Genomic DNA, 17,370 nt, shown 5'->3' with positions numbered 1-17,370 from the left:
GCAAGCTGGACGTGGTCTTCCTACACTTGCGATGTCCAGCATTCCGGCCAAGCCGCCATGAGCGTCCATGCAAGCGCCCTCGCCAGCATGTGAAATAGGTGTTGCAGGATTGCAGGGTATGCAATATTGGTTGCAAAAAGACGATGCGGCCGGATAGAGCCGCCACCGCATGGAGGGAACGCGTGGCTTTGCTCGATGTGCGAAGCATCTCGAAGAGCTTTGGTGCTATTCGGGCGCTGTCCGATGTCAGCTTTTCGGTTGATGCGGGGGAAGTGGTCGGGCTGATGGGCGACAACGGCGCCGGCAAGTCGACCATGGTGAAGCTGATTGCCGGAAACTTCCCGCCGACCGAGGGTGCCATCGTCGTCGATGGCAAGGAATGCCATTTCCACAGGCCGATCGAGGCTCGGGCCGAGGGCATCGAAGTTGTATATCAGGAGCTCGCGCTCGCCGACAACCTCACGGCCGCGGAGAACGTCTTCCTCGGACGCGAAATCAAGAAGGGTTTCGGGCCGTTCCGCATCCTCGACAAGCAGTCGATGATCGGGCGCGCCGGCGAGCTCTTCGCGGAGCTCAAATCGGAAACGCGTCCCCGGGACCTCGTGAAGAAGATGTCGGGGGGGCAGCGTCAGGCCGTTGCGATTGCCCGGGCCCGGCTGTCTAATGCCAAGCTCGTCCTGATGGACGAGCCGACAGCCGCCATTTCTGTACGACAGGTCGCCGAGGTGCTCGAACTTATCCGCCGGCTGAAGTCTCGCGGAGTATCGGTGATGCTGATCAGCCATCGCATGCCTGACGTGTTTTCCGTCTGCGACCGTATCATTGTGCTCCGGCGTGGCTCAAAGGTGGCCGACAAGGAAACCGCGACGACCTCGCCGGAGCAGATCACCGGCCTGATTACGGGGGCGATCCGTGAAGCCTAGTTCTGCCAAAGTGATAGAAGAAACACACGCCGCAATCAGTGATGTCGTCAGCATTCGCGAGCAGACCACCTTCCAGCGCCTGGTGGCCAATCAGGCAATCTGGGTCGCAGCCGCACTCTTGGCTCTGGTGATCTTCATGACCTGGCTGGAGCCGAGCTTCGGCACAACCGACAACGTCACGAACATTACGCGCAACTTTGCTCCGCTTGCGATCATGAGCCTTGGCATGACTGTTGTCATCATCACGGGGGGCATCGATCTGTCTGTCGGCTCGGTGATGGGGCTCGTTGCCATTGTCACCGGGTTGCTGCTGACCTGGCATCATTCCTGGTATGCCGCCTTCGCAGCCGGACTCCTCGCGGGACTGACGTGTGGAGCCTTCAACGGCTTCTTCGTTGCCTATGTTGGCATGCCGTCCTTCGTCGTGACACTCGGCATGCTGTCGATCGCGCGCTCCCTGGCCGTGGTGCTGTCCGGCAACCAGATGCTCTACCAGTTTGGTCCGGACGCGCCGATCGTCAGGGCAATCGGCCAGGCTAAGTGGCCGCTCCATGCGCCAGCTGGCTGGGCTCCACGCTGGATTCCCGAACTCTCATCCCATTTTTGGGTGATGCTGATCCTTGCCTTCATTCTTGGCGCCGTCTTCATATTCACAGCCTGGGCGCGCCACCTCTATGCGCTCGGCTCCAACGAAAACGCTGCGCGCCTGACCGGCGTGTCGGTCGACTGGATCAAGTTTCAAGCTTACCTGTTTTCGTCATTCACGGCTTCCATTGCTTCACTGCTGCTCCTCGGCTACAGCGGCTCGGCCATCAACGCGATGGGCACCGGCTACGAGCTTCGTGTGATCGCCGGCACGGTCATCGGCGGCGCCAATCTGATGGGCGGCTATGGGACCGCCTTCGGTGCCGTGATCGGTTCGGCGTTCCTCGAGGTCATTCGCAACGCGCTTCTGATGGCCGGCATCGATTCGAACTGGCAAGGCGCGTTCGTTGGCATGTTCATCGTCATTGCCGTGCTGCTCGGCATGCAGACGAGCGGGACGTCGCTTCTTGCTGCGTTCCGCGAGTGGATTGTTTGGAAGCGTAGCTAGAAATCCGATGGCAATAAGGTCGGAGACTTGGAGTCAACAAAAAGGGAGGAGAACGTGCATAAGCATCTATTGATGGCCGCCGTGGCGTTTTCAGCGTTCTTGGGAGGACAGGCCAGCGCGCAGCAGAAGTTCACCTTTGCGCTCGTTCCCAAGAACATGAACAATCCGTTCTTCGATCAGGCGCGGGACGGCTGCAAGAAGGCGGAAGCCGAGTCCAAGGGCGCGTTCCAGTGCATGTATATCGGCCCCGGAGAGCATGGCGGCGGCGAGGAGCAGGTGCAGATCGTGCAGGACCTTGTGGCCAAGAAGGTGGACGGCATTGCCGTGGCACCGGCCAACGCGGCGGCGATGGCCGTTGCGCTGCAGGCCGCCAAGGGCGCCGGCATTCCCGTGTTGACCTGGGACTCCGACGTTCTCCCCGAGAACAAGGATCTGCGCCTTGCCTATATTGGCACCCACAACTACGAGATCGGCGTCAACATCGCCAAGATCGTGCAGACCATCAAGCCGAAGGGGGGCACGATCTGTATCCAGTCCGGCGGCGCAGCTGCAGCCAACCACAACGAGCGCATGAAGGGTATCCGTGACACGCTTTCAGGCAAGGAATCCGCCCAATCGCCTGGGGAGCGGCTGACCGGGCAGAATGGCTGGAAGGAGATCGAGGGCTGCCCGCTCTACACCAACGACGATTTCCCTCTGTCGGTGCAGCAATTCCAGGACATTATGGCAAAGAACCCGAGCCTGGACGCGTTCACGCCGACGGGCGGCTTCCCGCAATTCGTGCCGGACGCTAATCGCGCTGCGGTTGCGCCCTTCAAGGACAAGATCGGCAAGAAGGACTTGGCGTTGGTGGTTGCCGATACGCTGCCGGTTCAGATCGATCAGATGAAGGAGGGGCTGTCGCTCGGCCAAGTCGGGCAACGTCCGTTCGAGATGGGCTACAAAACCATGTTCGCTTTGAAGGACGTCAAGGAAGGCAAGGCTCCGCCTAAAGATCCGACCTATACGGGTCTTGACGTTTGCACTTCCAAGAACGTCGATACCTGCATCGCAAAGTAGTTTCGATGGACGGCAGCGGGCTAGGGAGCTGGCCCGCTGACCTCATCGGCGATGAAAGCGAACGTAGCCGCTCGCATCTCCGATCTACCCGACCACTATCTAGTGAAGGGGCGGCTTGCAAAGCGGACTATCCTTGCCGACCTTGGTAGGCCGCCATCGTCGCTGGCCTCGCCGATTGCGTCGTGGTGTTCCGGTCATTGGCCCAAGGCTAATTGGTCGTTTCGGTCAGACCAGCAGTATCAGACGCCGTGTCGGGCGAGAAGGCCTATCTGATGCCTTATGGTGTACTGGCGTCGCCGCAGCGCTTTGCCATGCGCGTTCGCCGTTTCATGCACGAGTACGGCGTGCGCCAGGAGGCGCTGCGTGCGATTGCGCTCGCCTCCTACCATCATGGGCGGGATCAATCCGCCGTGACATTCGTGGCAAGCCTCTGGATCCCGACAGGTACGACGCTTCACGATGGATCGTTGAACCCTTTCATCTCTATGATTGCTGCATGGAGAATGACGGCGCGGCCGCGCTCGTCACTGCCGAAGGCGCCGCCGAGTTCCGGAACAAGCCGGCCTACCTGCTGGGCGCGGCGGTCGGCTCTGGCCATCGCGCTGGAGCTGCGCCGCACAATACTCCACGGCGCTCCTTCAATCTGCATAACACCTGAAAGGTTCGGCGTTTCGCATATCCCCTCGCGCCACAACCGGAAGCCTAAGAGAAAGAATGTGTTTCGCGCTTCGGCGGTATTTACCAAGGTACCTGCGCGCTGCCTTCAACGAAGTTGAATGCAATAGCTTCGCTTCGTTTCAATGCGTGCGCGGTGAAGCAGAAGTCGCGGAGCGTTGCACATTTGCAACCCGCACAGCCGCTCGAGGTAGTAAGCTGGGCATCAGAATGACTGAAACATATTTCGTGCTTTCTTCAATACGATCAGCGGGGGCGAAAAGTGTTTGATGTTTATCGAAATGAGAGGCGCGACTTTCTCGTTCTAAGCACTGGCTGTGCGATACCCTCGGTTTGCTGTCAGAATAAGTGGCGCAAGAGCAGAAAAAGAGTTCTCAAAGTCAGCGACGAGATCAAGTCAGCCGTTCAAAGACAGGGCTATTACGTTCGCAGCTTGCGCGGCCAACGAGTGCATGATCTAGGGCGAGCGGCAGCTTCTACCGTCCATCCCAAAGGAGCGCCGGGTGATCCTGACGACCGATGAGGAGCGCGAGGATGATAGCAACGACTATTCTGTCGTACCTGTCCCGCAGCACATTCTCTTGAGGATCATCTAGGGAAATGCTGAGCCATCTTAGTAGGTATTGTGGAGCCGATAGCCTCGGGCGGTAAAAAGAGGAAATCTCTGTGGCCACCTGACCCGAACTTGCAATGCTTGACGTCATCGGGATCGACATAGGGCTAGTATCGGTCACCGAGAAACATCACCTCGGAATAACGCAGATTTTCGAAGTAACCAAAAAAGGTCGGAAGCTTCGGCCGGAACGGCTTCAAACTGGATCACGGGTCGGCTCTTTGTTATGGTCTGCTCGGTTCCCGAGAAGACATTCAATTCGTGCCCCTCAACGTCGCACTTGATGAAGCGCAGATCCGGCATGTGCATGCTGTCGAGGGCGGCGAGTTGGCAGGCCATGCGCTCGACGCCATGCTCAGGGTTATCGGTCTTCGCAATTCCGGCGCTTCTCTTTCTATCGCTCGCGGAAGGCGCGCAGGCGGCTGGCGACGGCACGGGCGTCTTGCGCTCGGCTTGAGTCTGGCCGAATGCGTCTTGTTCGGGATGGGCGTGATCTATTCGTACTTTTCGCTGATCGGTGTTCCGATTGCCCAGGCTTTGCTCGGGAACCAGGGTGTCTCGCTGCTGAGCCAGATTCATCGCCATTCACACGATCGTCCTGAGTCCCCTCGCTAGGCTGTTGCTGGCATTCGGCAACAGCGCAAGGGGATGCTCGAAAGGGCTTGATCTCCGTGACCAGCAACCCATGACAGTCGCTCTGGCCGCCGGCCTTGTCTGGCGCCGAATCGTATTTTTCGGGCGATGCGGCGTCCGACCTCAAGGGACTGGCCGAATATGGTCTCGACGTCCGTATCGTCGACGGTCCAATCGGCGCGGCCTCGGCTTTGAAACTATCCTACGCTGGAATTACCAAGGGGTTGGTGGCGACCGCGATGGTGCTTGCAGCCGAACGCGAGGGAGCGGGGTCGGCGTTGAAGGCGGAACTGGCCTTGAGCCAGCCGTGGCGCGGAGTTTCCGGAAGCGCTAATGTACAAGGCCGCAGCCGGCCTCTATGCCGCCGACGTCGCGGGCGATCGTGAGGCCTGCAAGCGCATCGACGCGTTCCTCGCTTCGTAGCGGTCCTGACGGCGGGCCTTTTTGTCCCTCCAAGAGATGCTGGTCTGGTGGTCGCTTCGGGGGCAAAGTTCTCTAGACGATTTCTCGCGGGTGCTAGCGGACGTCTTCCGCCAACGATGATTCTAGGAGGGAGGTGATGGGCTAGTCGCCGTTCTCGACCTTACCGCCAAGAGCACGAGTGGCGCGGGACGCGCTGGCGAGCAACGATTTCACCTGCGCACTTGTCGACTCGGTCTGCATGGACGCCCGTGTGCCGGCCAAGCTTAACGTGAACCGGAGATCGCCGTTCCAGTCCAGTACGGGTGCCGCAAGAGAGACATAGCCGGCGAGATCGGAGCGGACGATGGCCGTAAAGCCTTTGCGCTTGAGTTCCCGGCTTGCGTCTTCCCTGAACTTGCAGACATCGGGTTTGCCGCCGAAGGCTGCACCCCATTGTTGTTCGATTAGGGGCGCCGTCAAGTTCAATGGCATTCGGGCCGCATAGATCTTTCCTGCAGCAGTCGTCAGCATCGGGATCAGCCCGGTACGAAATTCGAAGGCGCCTCGCTGGTCTCCATCCTGCTTGAACAGACTGATCGGACCGTCGTCGGTCCATGTGGTGACGGCAGCGCTTCGCCGCGTTGTGTCGCGCAGAATGGTCACCTCCCGGCGGACGACTTCAAAGCCGTCGATCTGCTGTATCGCGCTGACACCAAGGGAAAGTGCCGCAGGCCCCAGTCGATAGAAGCCGGGTTTCTCATCAGCGGCAGCGAGTCCGATCCTCACCAGGCTCACTAGATAATTGTTCGCAGCGCTGGTCGTCAGTTCCGCCAGCGGCGCGATATCCTTGAGAGCCATCGCCTGCTGGCTCTTTTGCAGAGCGTTGAGGATACGAAAGGCAACTTCAACCGACTGAATGCCTCGGCGGGGCTTCTTTTCCTGCATCTGCTTCTTTCAGCGGTCCGGGATTGAAAATCCGGATTGACACAAACGCACGCGGCTGCATTTTACAACAGTAAACAATATCTTCGATAGCATTGAAGGTGGAAGGGAGGGACGGGGGTGTCTCTCGGTGCTATCCGGAGCGGGCTACACGGTCGCTAGCTAGTGACATGGATCTCATGCAGCGCTTCTATGAAAGAGCGCTGGGGCTTCCGGTGGCATTCGGGATCGCAACAACTGGTGTCAGTTCAAGGCCGGACAGGTTTCATTTGCCTTGAGCTCGCTGCCTGAGGCGGCCGGAGGTGCGCGCGGCAGCGTGATCGTTTTTGACGCTCGACCTTCACTGACGCCCGTATGGAGCGCATCCTGAGGCGTGCCGGTTGGCCGTTGGAGCGGCTCTGTGAGGCGCAGGCGCTAGGGTCGACCATGGCGCTTGCAGGATTTCTTCGCGATTCAGATCAAGTGCTCTCGGCCATGTACCGGCAGGCCGAGGTCGATGGACCGGTTCTGATTTCGTCCACTTCGGAACGCAAGGCGGACTGATCTCTGGTCGGCGATGTCTCGTCCTATGGTGGCAGATCCGGCAGGGCCACGACATCTGGTTACTCTGAACCGCTGGCGATCGACCTGACGATCGCAGAGGTCGCCGCCCGCCATGGCGGCAGTTACAGCGATCGGCTGCATCGGGAATTCGATCCCCAAGCGTCGGGCGAATTTGTCGGATCCCACTTGCGGCAACTGGAGGCGATGCGGCGCGAAGGCATGGTCGGCCGTCTCGCCGACGGCAGTTGGAGTGTTGGGAAGGACTATCTGGATCGGGCGCTTCGATACGAGCAGTTCCAGCGATCGGGCAATCCGGTGCGGGTCACGGTACTGTCATGGCAAAGGTTCGAAGACCCGCCGCAGGCGCTGGGCGCAACCTGGCTTGTCGCAAGCTTGTTGGGAAGGAATCCGAGGAGCTCGCGTCGACGGGCTTCGGCGCGGACGTCGAGACCGCGCTACGAACGAGGCGGCAACGGCTGATCGGGCAGGGGTTGGCGCGAGAGGAAGGGGGCCAGGTGCGTTTTGCACGGAAAATGCTCGAGACGCTCGAAGCGCGCGAGTTGGCACGGACTGTCGCTAAGATCTCCGCGCGCACCGGCCTTGAACATGTCGATGTCAAGTCTGGCGACAAGATCGACGGCGCCTAGCGGCTTATGCTGACGCTGAACAGCGGGCGGTTCGCCCTGATCGAGCGACCCCACGAGTTCGTGCTCGTGCCCTGGCGGCCGGTGCTGGAGCGAGCACGCGGGCAACTGGTCACCGGTCAGGTCGGCGGGGAGGGCATATGCTGGTCGATCGGCATCAAGCGCGGGATTGGACGATGACGAAGAACTTACTTCCGTTTGGGCGCTCGTCGGGCTGAAAAGCTATCGACGTCGGATGTCTTGACCAAAACGCCGCCGGGCTCGTCCACCGGCGCTGAGAGGTACTTGGCGCGAGCGATCTCCTCGATCCTCGACCTGTTCTTGAGGAACGCTTGCAGGCGGCCGTCCTGCCCGAGGCCGTCGGCGCCGACTGGTCGTCCAGTGCCTCGCGGCTGACTGCGCAGTTGACCGCGCCGCCGGGCGCTTGGCCCTGGAACGTCACGACATCGCGGCTGAAGTCATAGCGAGCAGGAGGATTGTCGAAGGAAAGATCCATGTCCGGAATGATCGAGCGAGGCGCGGCAATGGTCTTGAGCACTGCGTCGCGAACCGAGGCCGCAAGGAGAGCAAGCCCTTCGAACATCAATTGGCGCCATTTGGGATCGCGACCATGAGCCTCCTCCCAGGCCGATTTCAGCTCATGAGGTCGCTTTTCTGCCAGAGCCGCGAGCAGGGCCTCGGACTGCTGCAGGTCCTTGTCGCGTTTGGCAAGCCCCTCCGGGCGCCTGCGGGAGATGATGAGCTTGTGGACGGCGTAGCGCGCCCGCGCCGGCACGTGCACATAGATTCCGGCGCCATGCAGGATGACCGCGGGCTCGGGTTCGCGGATCAGGAAGTCAAGGAAGCGCAGCGGCTGCGCGTCTGTGTTCAGGGCGGGCAGCTTTTGGGGACGGGCGGTCTCCTTGCCCTCGTGGGGCGTGAGAAAGTCGACGCGCAAGCCGCCCTTGGCGGCATAGCTCGTCACACGCCGGCCATCAGATACGTGAGGGACGGCACGAAAGGATCTGTCGACTTCCTTCAGAACGTCCAGAACAAGCGGCGTGGAATTCTCAACCGCCACCGAGACGTTCTTGAACTGCGCGATGTCCATGTCGCCGGCCTGCAGCGAGCCGGCTGAGAGGCGAACGCCGAGCATCGCGGTATAGGTTTGGTAGGCGATCGTCCCGACGAGCACGCCGCGAAGGCGAAACACCCCTACCTTGGCGAGCGCTGCGATGACGTCGCCGATCTCTGGAATGGGACGAGGGAAGCTGAATGAGCGGACCAGCGTAGAGACAAGCGCCCGGCGTTCACGCTCGTCTTCGCGAACCTCCTTGTGGCGGGCAATGCGCTCCAGAAGCTCTGGCGTCTCGGGCCCGACATAGCGCTGGGACCGATCGGCGCCGGTGCCGGTCTGGAAGTACCAATACTTGCGGCCATTGATGTTCTTGGCCGTGAATGAGCCGTTGTCTGCGTAGGCGTTCTGGAAGGCGGCGTTCGCGGCGCGCTCCAGGAGCTCGACGTAGGTCGTCTGGGCAACCAGGGAGGGGGCCGGCATGGTTGTTTTTCGGATTATACTCAGTCCGCGGATTGAGTATGAACGGAGTGGAACCCGGGGTCCAGTACGTTATACGCGTTTCGCGAAATGAGTATAACGCCGATCAACCCTCCGTTACATTGTTTCGTGTGGGGAGATCCGCGAGCAGATTGAGCAGATGACCAACTATTTTATCTCGCTCACGGTATTGCGGACTACGGCCCGGTCCTTTGCCCAGCCATGCTCCTCGCATTCGTGGATCGCACCGGCCTCAAGGAGCACGGACATGGCCCAGCCCCGCAGCGTCCGGATTGCGGGCCGCCGTTCCTTCGTCATCAGCATCGCGTTGGCTCCTGCGGGGGACGAATCCTTACGACCCCATGCTCGTTCCGGGCGGTTAGCACGGGGCAGGGATTCGCAATCGGCAGGGCGGCGGCTTGTCCACCTGTTCCGCGCGGTCTGTGCAGAACGTTATGCTTGCGGCGCGGGGTCTCCCTTCTCGCCAGTCGCCACGATCTTCAACGCCCCATCGGGCAGCGGTCGTTGCATCGCTTCGGCTTCATCCCACGGCGCCCGCATCCACACATCGTACTCCTCGGTCGTGGTGAGGATCACCGGCATGGCCTTCGGATGGACGCGCTTCACCTCGGCATTGGGTTCGCAGGTCAGGAACCCGAAGACGTCGATGTTGACCTCGCCTTCCTTCGCCTTGCGAACGCTCGTCCAGTTCGTCCAGATGCCGGCGAAGGCGGCGAGGGGACGAGATTCATCAAATGCGAACCACACCGGGACCTTCTTGCCGTCGATCGTGTCGTACTCGGAAAACGATGTAAGGGGCACGAGGCAGCGATTGTCAGGCCAGAGCCAACGCTTCCGGTGGCTGCTGCTTGTGTTGCGGATGTTCGTGGTGCCGCTGTCCGGCTCCATCCGAAGCAACTCCTTGAAGTCTACCGTCTTGCCCTTGGCTTCGAGTTTCTCCGCGCGCTTCTTGGTGGCGTCCATCAAGGCCTTGGACGACGAAGGCATTCCCCATCGCGCCATTGCGATCTCGCGTCCGTCGGCTGCATTGCGGACAATGGGGGCAGGATAGTCGGGAAAGATGCCCGGCACGCTCCTCTCCATCCGAGACCTGACGATGTGGGGGTGGTGAGCGAGCTGCAGCAACGTCGCGGCGGGGCGGCGGCCCGCCTTAGTTTAGAAAGGGATCGCGGGCGGCGCCGGCCTAGTGCGCCGTTAGAGATATTGCCAAGCAAGAGCTTCCACGGCTTGAAATTGAAAGGAAATTCCTTACAGTAAGGAAAGTCCTTGACTGGAGTTGCGCATGATTACGAGTAAACTGACTACCAAAGCTCAAACCACGATCCCCCAGGCAGTCCGAACCGCTCTGCATCTGAAGGAAGGTGATGAGATCGCTTATACGATCACTGGTGATAAGGTCGTGCTGACAAAGGCTGAACCTGCTCTGGTCGATGATCCCTTCGTCACCTTCAGCGAATGGGACAGCGAGGCAGATCGGAAAGCCTATGGCAGTCTTTAAGCAGGGTGACGTCGTTAGGGTTCCTTTCCCGTACACTGATCGATCAACTCGTCAGCATCGCCCGGCACTCGTTGTATCCACAGGAGGCATCGGGGAAAATGGAAACCTTATTTGGGTGGTGATGATCACGAGTGCTGAAAACAGAACATGGCCCGGGGATCTTGCAATCAGTCGCTACGAAGAGGCCGGTCTGCCTGCTCCCTCCATCATTCGACCTTGTAAGATCGCGACGATAGAGGCGCGCCACGCGGAACGGCTCGGTCGCATCAAGCCTCGTTTGATGATCGAAGTTTTATCAGAGATGCGCAGCATTCTGGGTAGCTGATGGGAGGATGGTGAGCTTTCTAATGAGCGTCTACACGAGCGATTCGCATAACCTTCATTATGGAATATCCGAAGCTGAGCCGTGTCAGAGTCGCAGCTGCCGAAAGGACTGTCCAGCTAATTTACTGTCGTCCGGTTTGCGAGCATCGCTCCGCGTCCCGCTCGGCGAGATTCGCAAGCGCGTTGGCTCGCTTCTCATCACGCGCGCGCTTATATGCGAATAGGTCCTCTGCCCTAATTCTGCGATGACGCCCCACCGTCACGTGCTGAATTTCGTTCTTCTCGAGCAGTGAGACCAAAAACGGACGCGACACATTCAGGATGTCGGCAGCTTGCTGCGTAGTCAACATCTGATGTACAGGGACGAGCGTTACCGCATCGCCGCGACCGAAGGCAGGCCAGTACCCTCCCAGCTCTTCAGCGTAGGCTGGCATCGTCATCGTATTTTCTCCCCTGTACGGCGGCGAGGGTGCAAGTGCAAGCCTCGTCGGCTTCCTGTCATTCGTGTCGGAACGTTGCGCCTGCCTAATGAGCGCGGCCGTAAGTCGTTCAGTGCTCATGTCCATGCAAACCTGGACAGGCGACTTCCCAAGGCAAAGTCGAGGGTATCTCGGGCAAACTTGGCAGTGGCAACCTTGACCTCGTGCGACATGGTGATGTTCTGACATAGAAATCTAATGTTGTTTATTTCTTTGCGGAGCAAATTCACTCGCAGATCGTGTTCACTCAAAGGGAAGTCATATTCGCCTCGGTATCCCTCGAGGAAGCTTGCATAGATGAGCGCTTCCGCCTCATTGCCCTCCGCCCTCAGGGCCCAAATAAATGTCGCTATGTCGTAGGCTAGTTGCCCATGACCAAAAAATTCGAAGTCAAAGAGTACCGCCGTCCCGTCGCGGTTGATCGCATTGCCAAGCCAGGCATCGCCGTGGCAGATACCGTCCGAAGCGGAAGGCGTGTCGGATAGCTGCTGGACCAAGCCGGTAAGTTCTTCAAACACGGGGCGAATCATCGGGTCAATTTCACCCTCACCGTTGATGGCCAGCATGCGCGTCGGCCCTTTGATTGGTGTGCGATGCAGCCGGGCCAGCGAATGTCCGAAAGCGCGCGCGTCATGTGCTGTCGAGGCGAGCACAGATCCAGCAATCGTGTGGGTCAGCAAAACATTGTATTCGAGGCCATTGACAATGTGTGGGCCATGGACAGAACACCCGTCGATAGCTACCAGCTCACAGCATGGTATGTCCTGCTCACGCAAGGTCGCGATCAAAGCGGCTTCGTTTATAAGGGCCTTGCGGCTGTGCAAGGAGGTCGGCGAGAAGCGAACGAAGGCGTCATCATGATCGCTGACGACGCGAAGAGTTTTGTTGACGCCGTCCGTGATCATTCGGACGGTGCCAGGTGCGACACCGAACAACCGGGCCGCGAGTACGGCAAAGGGTGACATGTTAGAAGTGCCCTCTTAGGAATTTTTCGGTCGCATAGAGAATTGATAGAATCGGAGAGTATGGATTTCTAATGTCCGCTAGATCTCCGACCCTCTCCGTACGAATGGCATCCGCCCTGAGGATGCCCATATCGATCAGCCTTGAGGTCGACAATGTTTGGATCACGACGTCGGCGCTTTGCCAAAGCGATCGGTCAGAGGCGTCCTTCAGGGTCTCCTTGTCAGGAAGTCCCAGGGTTTTGCTGGGGCTAGGCATCAACGCATTCACCGGATCGAACCGCTACGGGTTTGCCGAAGGCAATTTGGTTTGAGTTCTGCCGCCATGGCCGATTGTTCCAGCATGGCGTCGCAGCGTTACTCGGGTTCGAGGGTGTTCGAACTCGACGGCCTCAAAGCTGTAACCCGCGCCAATGCATGTCGATTTCAGTTCGGAGACGTCCAGCGACTTTCAGGGCGAGCTCGTGGAGGGTTGGAAGCGGATCGTGGCTTCGGACTTTCATTTCACGACGAAGCCGTGGGCGTAGGGATCGCGATCGTCGATGAAGATCGTATTGATGCCGGTCATGCGGGCCCAGCCGGCAATTGAGGGCACGATCGCGTCCCGGTTGGCGACCCTGGCGGCGGCCTCGACTCGTCCTTTGAACAGCGAGCCGATGATCGATTCATGTACAAATTCGTCGCCAACCTGTAGCCTGCCTTTGGCGGCGAGCTGCGCCATGCGCGCTGAGGTGCCGGTACCGCACGGTGAGCGATCGATCGCCTTCTCGCCGTAAAAGACGGCGTTGCGCCCATGCGCCTCCAGTTTCGTCGGCTTTCCCGTCCACTGAATATGGCTGAGACCTTTGATCTCCGGATGCTCGGGATGGACGAACTCATACTTCTCATTGAGCGCGGCGCGTAGACGCCGCGACCACGCCACCAGTTGGTCGGCGGTATGGTCGGCGATGTCGCGAAAATACCTTTGCGGTTCGACGATGGCGTAGAAATTTCCACCATAGGCGACGTCCACGACAATTTCGCCGATACCATCGACCTCGGCCGTCAGCCCCTCCTCGTAGAGAAAGCCCGGGACATTACTGAGACGCACCTCCTCCACGAAACGGCCTTCTTGGCGGTAGGTGATATCGACCCTGCCAGCCGGCGCGTCGATCGACAATTTTTCGGGTTTGCGCGGCCTTATCAGGCCATTCTCAATGCCCATCGTGACGGTTCCAATGGTGCCGTGGCCGCACATCGGCAGGCAGCCGGATGTTTCGATGAACAACACGGCCACATCGCAATCCGAACGTGTCGGTGGATAGAGGATGGAGCCCGACATCATGTCGTGTCCGCGCGGCTCGAACATCAGGCCGGTGCGGATCCAATCATAGTCGCGCAGGAAGTGGGCGCGCTTTTCAAGCATGTTCGCGCCCTCCAGATGCGGCCCCCCGCCGGAGACGAGACGCACCGGATTTCCGCAGGTGTGACCATCGATGCAGGAAAATGTGTGGGTGGCCATGGTCAGAGTCTCCGAAGCGAGAAAGGAGAGAGGTCGCTGGCGGGCATTCGCCCCTGGCACGCGGCCGGCGACAAACCGGGCAGCTGTCGGCCGACTACCGATGCTCCAGAGCACGCCAAGCGAATAGAGGCGGCGCAATCCTAGGAGCTTTCGACAGAGAGTGGTTGTATGTGTTGAACCACGATTGATCAATTCAAGCCTCGAAAGAAATTGCGTCGACGAGGCAAATTGAACTCAACGCGCTTTCTGCGCCATCTTGTCACGTTCGCGAGAAAGTGACCGACAAAGCGTCGCACCTAAGAGTAATTCTAAGAGACAACAACCCAGAGTTTCAACAATAAATCCCGCAATGACGCGGGGCAAAGGGAGTTACCTGCCGACGGCAATGACCGGATAGTCGCCGGCGGCTCGTTAAACGCAGAGCATGAACGATTTCGGCCTCTATGGCGAGCGGCTCGCCACACTTTTTCCGATGATCCAGCAGCCCCGCTGGGGACTCGTCAAATCGCTGCAGAAGGGAACGTTCGCCGCTGTACGAATGGCCCATTTCGGGCGGGCTAGCGATCCGACCCTGCCATCACCGCCCGACGAGGCGTTCGCGCTTTGTCTGCGGCTGCGACATCAGCGAGCAGAGGCGTGGGTCGATGGGCGCTACGCGCGCAAAGGTGCTATGAAGGATGAGATCAGCATCTACGATCTGCGATGCGAGACGATCGTCCGCTTCCAGGATCCATTCGATTTCCTCTATTTGTACCTGCCGCACAGCACCTTGAATGGGCTTGCCAGCGAGTTCGATGCCAGCCGCATTCAGTTCGACATCGCAGCCGGTTTGAGCATTCGCGATCCGGTCGTGGCGCATCTCGGCAAGTGTCTATTGCCGGCGCTGGAGAGGCCGCATGAGGCAAACGAACTGTTCGTTGGCTATGTTGCGATGGCGCTCAATACCCATTTCCTTCGCAAATACACGACCATCCTGCCCGTCGATCGCTTGCAACGCAGCGGCCTGACACCCTGGCAGCTTCGGATCGCGAAGGACGTGATCCGTACCCATCTCGATGGTGAGGTTTCTCTCTCACGTATCGCGAGCGAATGCGGTTTGTCGGCAGCCCATTTTGCCCGCGCTTTCAAGATCAGTACGGGCACCCCGCCCCATCGTTGGCTGATGGATCAGCGCATCGAGGAAAGCAAGCTCCTGCTCTTGGGGTCAGCATTGCCGCTCACCGAGATCGCAATCAAATGCGGCTTCTCCGACCAAAGTCATTTCACGAGGGCATTCTCGGCGAAGATCGGGACGACACCCGGGCGCTGGCGACTCATTCGAAAGAGCTGACGGTGCCGCACCCTCGGCATGGTGCTATGATAGCTGATGATCTCTGCTGTTTTGTTCGATCTTGACGAGACGCTGCTCGATCGCACCACGTCTCTTGTGGCGTTTTTGGGCGATCAGCACTCGCGCTTCGCAGCAGGTCTTGGCTCTGGCTCGTTCGAGACATGGCGTGATCGCTTCCTCGAGTTCGACGCTCGCGGGCGCGTTCCCAAGGCAGTCGTTTATCGCTCGCTGCTGGCAGAATTTCACGGTGATGCATCGCTCGCTGAAACGCTGCTGTCCGATTACCGAACGCGCTGCTCGCGCTTCGCTCGCCCTTGTGACGGCATGGCGAGCACCCTGATGTTACTCCGCGCAAAGGGATTGCGACTGGGTGTCGTGACCAACGGAGAGACCGAGTTCCAAGCCCGGCATGTGGAAGCGCTCGGCCTCGATAGTCTAGTGGACGCAGTACTCGTGTCGCAGACTGAAGGGTTCAGGAAACCGGATGCAGCCCTGTTCCGTCTTGCCGCAGGCAGGTTGGGAGTCGAGCTCGCCAATTGCCTCTTCGTGGGCGACAACCCTGTGGCCGACATTCTGGGAGCCGACGCAGCTGGAATGGCAACGGCATGGTTCCGGTGCGGACAGGAGTGGCCGCCGGCCCTGCCACCCACTCCTGGTTTCGTAATCGACCGGCTTTCTGATTTGCTGGAGCTTACCAATCAGGACCCGGGACCGAAGAAGCTTTCGCCCCGCCGCGCGACCTGGCCATAGAGTCCGGGCGAAGCCAGCGTCGCCATCGACAGCTCTTGCGCCGTCTGCAACAGCGACGGCGCAAGCTCGAGCATGCGCTCCTCGGTCAGGCGGATGTGGGGACCGGCGATCACCAAGGCGCCCGTCACCTCCTTGGTCTTGGGATGACGGATGGGAGCAGCGGTCGCGCTCATCCAGGGCGTATAGGTCTGCACGCAGATGCTGACGCCGCGCTTGCGCGTCTGGCGAAGGAGTTTCAGCAGCGCCGGCCAGCTCTCTGGCGCTCGCGGACCATAGTCCTTGCGCAGCCCATAGCCCTGCTTCTCCACCAGCGCGCGCGCCTCTTCATCCGACAGGCATGACAGCCAGGCGTGACCGCTCGCCGAGCAGGACAGCCGCCCGACCTGGCCCATATCCGGATCATAGCGCAGGCCGGCAGGCGAGCCCTGCGCCTTGGCGACCCACACGAGCTCGCGGCCGTCGATCATGGCGAGACGCACGAGTTCGCCGCTCTCTCGCGCGAGGCGGTCCAACAGGGGCTGGGCAAAATCGGTGATGCCGCTGCCGGCGAGGAACGTGAAGGCGAGCGAAGCGATCTTGGCGGTGAGCTGATAGGCGCCCTGCTCGCGCTCCTGCTTGACGTAGCCATGCTCGATCAGGCTCGTCAGCACCCGATGCGTGGCGCTGCGTGGGATGTGCAGCGAATCGGCGATCTCGAACAGCTGCATCCCGTGGGCATTGGTCGCGAGCAGCTCGAGAACCCCGAGCGTCCGCTCCAACAGGCCGCTCGGCGCCTCGGCGGGATCCGATTTCTTCAACATCAAGGCAGTTTCCTGATTCACAACTGCATCTCCTGATCAAGTCCCACTTTCTGACCGGTTTCAGCGGCCTTGTGACGCCATCGTGGCCCGCAGAGTCAGCATACCGTCGGGCGCCGTGCCAATCAGACCGTCCGATTGCGCCGGCTCCGATCACCGCCACCTCATTTCTGCATCCTCGTGAACTAACGTTGCTCCCTGGGCGGGCTCAACATGCCACGATTGCAAGTGGAATTGAATTCCAATTCCTGGAAGTTCATGTTGGAATCGAATTCCAGTCGTGATACGGCATGCCCAAGATGTCGTGATGGGCGGCATCGCCGCGAGCGATCTCACCGCCTTCCCCAAGCAGTGGAGCTAACTCGGCATGAAGGACAAGATTCCCCTCGAGATTTCGGTTGGCCGCACCGACCTGTCGGGCCTCGGCCCGGAAGCCGCCGACGGGCGACATAGCATCACCCGGTGGTACAAGAATCCGAACAACTCCCGCGAGGAGCAGGCGATGGTCGCCGCCTACGAGAAGAAATACAACAGGCCGGCCGCCGATAAAGCCTGGATGGGCTGGTTCGGCCTGAAGAGCCTGCTCGATTCGATCGAGATGGCGAAATCGGCCGAGCCTGGCGCCATCGATGGCTCGAGCTAACTGC

The 17,370-nt window shown here is 59.9% G+C and carries 17 protein-coding genes and 4 pseudogenes; 12 read left to right on the top strand and 9 right to left on the bottom strand.

What is annotated here, in order from left to right:
* The first annotated feature begins 143 nt into the window (after positions 1-143).
* From XH98_RS16915 to XH98_RS16895, 5 genes are all read left to right on the top strand, one after another.
* On the top strand, positions 144-923 hold the full coding sequence (locus XH98_RS16915) for an ATP-binding cassette domain-containing protein (protein ID WP_442868597.1): 780 nt from the start codon (positions 144-146) through the stop codon (positions 921-923).
* Complete coding sequence (locus XH98_RS16910; protein ID WP_271619320.1) at positions 913-2,016, top strand: ABC transporter permease; 1,104 nt, start codon at positions 913-915, stop codon at positions 2,014-2,016. The genes XH98_RS16915 and XH98_RS16910 overlap by 11 nt, the downstream gene beginning before the upstream one ends.
* Before the next feature lie 54 nt (positions 2,017-2,070).
* Positions 2,071-3,075: a substrate-binding domain-containing protein gene (locus tag XH98_RS16905; protein WP_271598008.1), complete on the top strand. Its 1,005-nt coding sequence runs from the start codon at positions 2,071-2,073 to the stop codon at positions 3,073-3,075.
* Between the two features lie 496 nt (positions 3,076-3,571).
* The gene (locus XH98_RS16900; protein WP_271619319.1) at positions 3,572-3,733 is read left to right on the top strand and encodes a hypothetical protein; all 162 of its coding nucleotides are present in this window, start codon (positions 3,572-3,574) and stop codon (positions 3,731-3,733) included.
* A gap of 279 nt (positions 3,734-4,012) precedes the next feature.
* On the top strand, positions 4,013-4,273 hold the full coding sequence (locus tag XH98_RS16895) for a hypothetical protein (RefSeq protein WP_271619318.1): 261 nt from the start codon (positions 4,013-4,015) through the stop codon (positions 4,271-4,273).
* A 207-nt stretch (positions 4,274-4,480) separates the two neighbouring features.
* Here the strand turns inward: XH98_RS16895 and XH98_RS16890 are convergent, their stop codons facing one another.
* Together XH98_RS16890 and XH98_RS16880 are read right to left on the bottom strand one after the other, a co-directional pair.
* Positions 4,481-4,948, bottom strand: coding sequence for an FkbM family methyltransferase (locus tag XH98_RS16890; RefSeq protein WP_271598004.1), 468 nt, complete (start codon positions 4,946-4,948; stop codon positions 4,481-4,483).
* A 612-nt stretch (positions 4,949-5,560) separates the two neighbouring features.
* Complete coding sequence (locus XH98_RS16880) at positions 5,561-6,343, bottom strand: IclR family transcriptional regulator (protein ID WP_271598003.1); 783 nt, start codon at positions 6,341-6,343, stop codon at positions 5,561-5,563.
* Positions 6,344-6,688: 345 nt separating this feature from the next.
* Here XH98_RS16880 and XH98_RS16875 point away from each other — a divergent pair.
* A pseudogene (locus tag XH98_RS16875) lies at positions 6,689-6,883 on the top strand (acyl-homoserine-lactone synthase); the annotation flags it as partial.
* Between the two features lie 3 nt (positions 6,884-6,886).
* Positions 6,887-7,707, top strand: a pseudogene (locus XH98_RS41135) (DUF3363 domain-containing protein).
* Here XH98_RS41135 and XH98_RS16860 read toward each other — a convergent pair.
* From XH98_RS16860 to XH98_RS16850, 3 genes and pseudogenes are all read right to left on the bottom strand, one after another.
* A complete protein-coding gene (locus tag XH98_RS16860; protein WP_271619317.1) occupies positions 7,685-9,064 on the bottom strand; it encodes a nucleotidyltransferase family protein in 1,380 nt (459 codons plus the stop codon). The pseudogene XH98_RS41135 and the gene XH98_RS16860 overlap by 23 nt on opposite strands.
* A 165-nt stretch (positions 9,065-9,229) precedes the next feature.
* Positions 9,230-9,385 (bottom strand): hypothetical protein, encoded by a 156-nt coding sequence (locus XH98_RS16855; RefSeq protein WP_271598030.1) that lies wholly within the window; start codon positions 9,383-9,385, stop codon positions 9,230-9,232.
* Between the two features lie 129 nt (positions 9,386-9,514).
* A pseudogene (locus tag XH98_RS16850) lies at positions 9,515-10,156 on the bottom strand (SOS response-associated peptidase); the annotation flags it as partial.
* Positions 10,157-10,364: 208 nt separating this feature from the next.
* Between XH98_RS16850 and XH98_RS16845 the strand changes: the two are divergent.
* Positions 10,365-10,580, top strand: coding sequence for an AbrB/MazE/SpoVT family DNA-binding domain-containing protein (locus XH98_RS16845; protein ID WP_271619316.1), 216 nt, complete (start codon positions 10,365-10,367; stop codon positions 10,578-10,580).
* Positions 10,567-10,905 (top strand): type II toxin-antitoxin system PemK/MazF family toxin, encoded by a 339-nt coding sequence (locus XH98_RS16840; RefSeq protein WP_271598000.1) that lies wholly within the window; start codon positions 10,567-10,569, stop codon positions 10,903-10,905. Before XH98_RS16845 ends, XH98_RS16840 begins: the two co-directional genes overlap by 14 nt.
* A 121-nt stretch (positions 10,906-11,026) precedes the next feature.
* Here XH98_RS16840 and XH98_RS16835 read toward each other — a convergent pair.
* From XH98_RS16835 to XH98_RS16825, 3 genes and pseudogenes are all read right to left on the bottom strand, one after another.
* A pseudogene (locus XH98_RS16835) lies at positions 11,027-11,353 on the bottom strand (helix-turn-helix domain-containing protein); the annotation flags it as partial.
* A gap of 107 nt (positions 11,354-11,460) precedes the next feature.
* Positions 11,461-12,348, bottom strand: a complete 888-nt coding sequence (locus tag XH98_RS16830) for a phosphotransferase enzyme family protein (RefSeq protein WP_271619314.1) — start codon at positions 12,346-12,348, stop codon at positions 11,461-11,463.
* Between the two features lie 496 nt (positions 12,349-12,844).
* Complete coding sequence (locus tag XH98_RS16825) at positions 12,845-13,846, bottom strand: 4-hydroxyproline epimerase (protein WP_271619313.1); 1,002 nt, start codon at positions 13,844-13,846, stop codon at positions 12,845-12,847.
* 424 nt (positions 13,847-14,270) lie between these two features.
* On the opposite strand from XH98_RS16825, the gene XH98_RS16820 reads away from it, so the two are divergent.
* Together XH98_RS16820 and XH98_RS16815 are read left to right on the top strand one after the other, a co-directional pair.
* Positions 14,271-15,176: a helix-turn-helix transcriptional regulator gene (locus tag XH98_RS16820; RefSeq protein ID WP_271619312.1), complete on the top strand. Its 906-nt coding sequence runs from the start codon at positions 14,271-14,273 to the stop codon at positions 15,174-15,176.
* 36 nt (positions 15,177-15,212) lie between these two features.
* Positions 15,213-15,926: an HAD family hydrolase gene (locus tag XH98_RS16815; RefSeq protein WP_271619311.1), complete on the top strand. Its 714-nt coding sequence runs from the start codon at positions 15,213-15,215 to the stop codon at positions 15,924-15,926.
* Here XH98_RS16815 and XH98_RS16810 read toward each other — a convergent pair.
* The gene (locus XH98_RS16810) at positions 15,875-16,726 is read right to left on the bottom strand and encodes an IclR family transcriptional regulator (RefSeq protein ID WP_271619310.1); all 852 of its coding nucleotides are present in this window, start codon (positions 16,724-16,726) and stop codon (positions 15,875-15,877) included. The genes XH98_RS16815 and XH98_RS16810 overlap by 52 nt on opposite strands.
* Positions 16,727-17,090: 364 nt before the next feature.
* Here XH98_RS16810 and XH98_RS16805 point away from each other — a divergent pair, with 364 nt between their 5' ends.
* Positions 17,091-17,366, top strand: a complete 276-nt coding sequence (locus XH98_RS16805) for a hypothetical protein (RefSeq protein ID WP_271619309.1) — start codon at positions 17,091-17,093, stop codon at positions 17,364-17,366.
* The last annotated feature ends 4 nt before the right edge of the window (positions 17,367-17,370 follow it).

The sequence above is a fragment of the Bradyrhizobium sp. CCBAU 51745 genome (assembly GCF_028128715.1).
In the GTDB taxonomy this organism is placed as follows: domain Bacteria; phylum Pseudomonadota; class Alphaproteobacteria; order Rhizobiales; family Xanthobacteraceae; genus Bradyrhizobium; species Bradyrhizobium manausense.
This window is presented reverse-complemented; position numbering and strand designations above follow the sequence as displayed.

Coding starts and splice junctions, on each gene's coding strand:
- XH98_RS16805 (WP_271619309.1), top strand. CDS start 17,091: ATGAAGGACAAGATTCCCCTCGAGATTTCGGTTGGCCGCACCGACCTG.
- XH98_RS16810 (WP_271619310.1), bottom strand. CDS start 16,726: ATGTTGAAGAAATCGGATCCCGCCGAGGCGCCGAGCGGCCTGTTGGAG.
- XH98_RS16860 (WP_271619317.1), bottom strand. CDS start 9,064: ATGCCGGCCCCCTCCCTGGTTGCCCAGACGACCTACGTCGAGCTCCTG.
- XH98_RS16915 (WP_442868597.1), top strand. CDS start 144: ATGCGGCCGGATAGAGCCGCCACCGCATGGAGGGAACGCGTGGCTTTG.
- XH98_RS16840 (WP_271598000.1), top strand. CDS start 10,567: ATGGCAGTCTTTAAGCAGGGTGACGTCGTTAGGGTTCCTTTCCCGTAC.
- XH98_RS16820 (WP_271619312.1), top strand. CDS start 14,271: ATGAACGATTTCGGCCTCTATGGCGAGCGGCTCGCCACACTTTTTCCG.
- XH98_RS16880 (WP_271598003.1), bottom strand. CDS start 6,343: ATGCAGGAAAAGAAGCCCCGCCGAGGCATTCAGTCGGTTGAAGTTGCC.
- XH98_RS16855 (WP_271598030.1), bottom strand. CDS start 9,385: ATGCTGATGACGAAGGAACGGCGGCCCGCAATCCGGACGCTGCGGGGC.
- XH98_RS16815 (WP_271619311.1), top strand. CDS start 15,213: ATGATCTCTGCTGTTTTGTTCGATCTTGACGAGACGCTGCTCGATCGC.
- XH98_RS16845 (WP_271619316.1), top strand. CDS start 10,365: ATGATTACGAGTAAACTGACTACCAAAGCTCAAACCACGATCCCCCAG.
- XH98_RS16900 (WP_271619319.1), top strand. CDS start 3,572: ATGGAGAATGACGGCGCGGCCGCGCTCGTCACTGCCGAAGGCGCCGCC.
- XH98_RS16830 (WP_271619314.1), bottom strand. CDS start 12,348: ATGTCACCCTTTGCCGTACTCGCGGCCCGGTTGTTCGGTGTCGCACCT.
- XH98_RS16825 (WP_271619313.1), bottom strand. CDS start 13,846: ATGGCCACCCACACATTTTCCTGCATCGATGGTCACACCTGCGGAAAT.
- XH98_RS16890 (WP_271598004.1), bottom strand. CDS start 4,948: ATGGCGATGAATCTGGCTCAGCAGCGAGACACCCTGGTTCCCGAGCAA.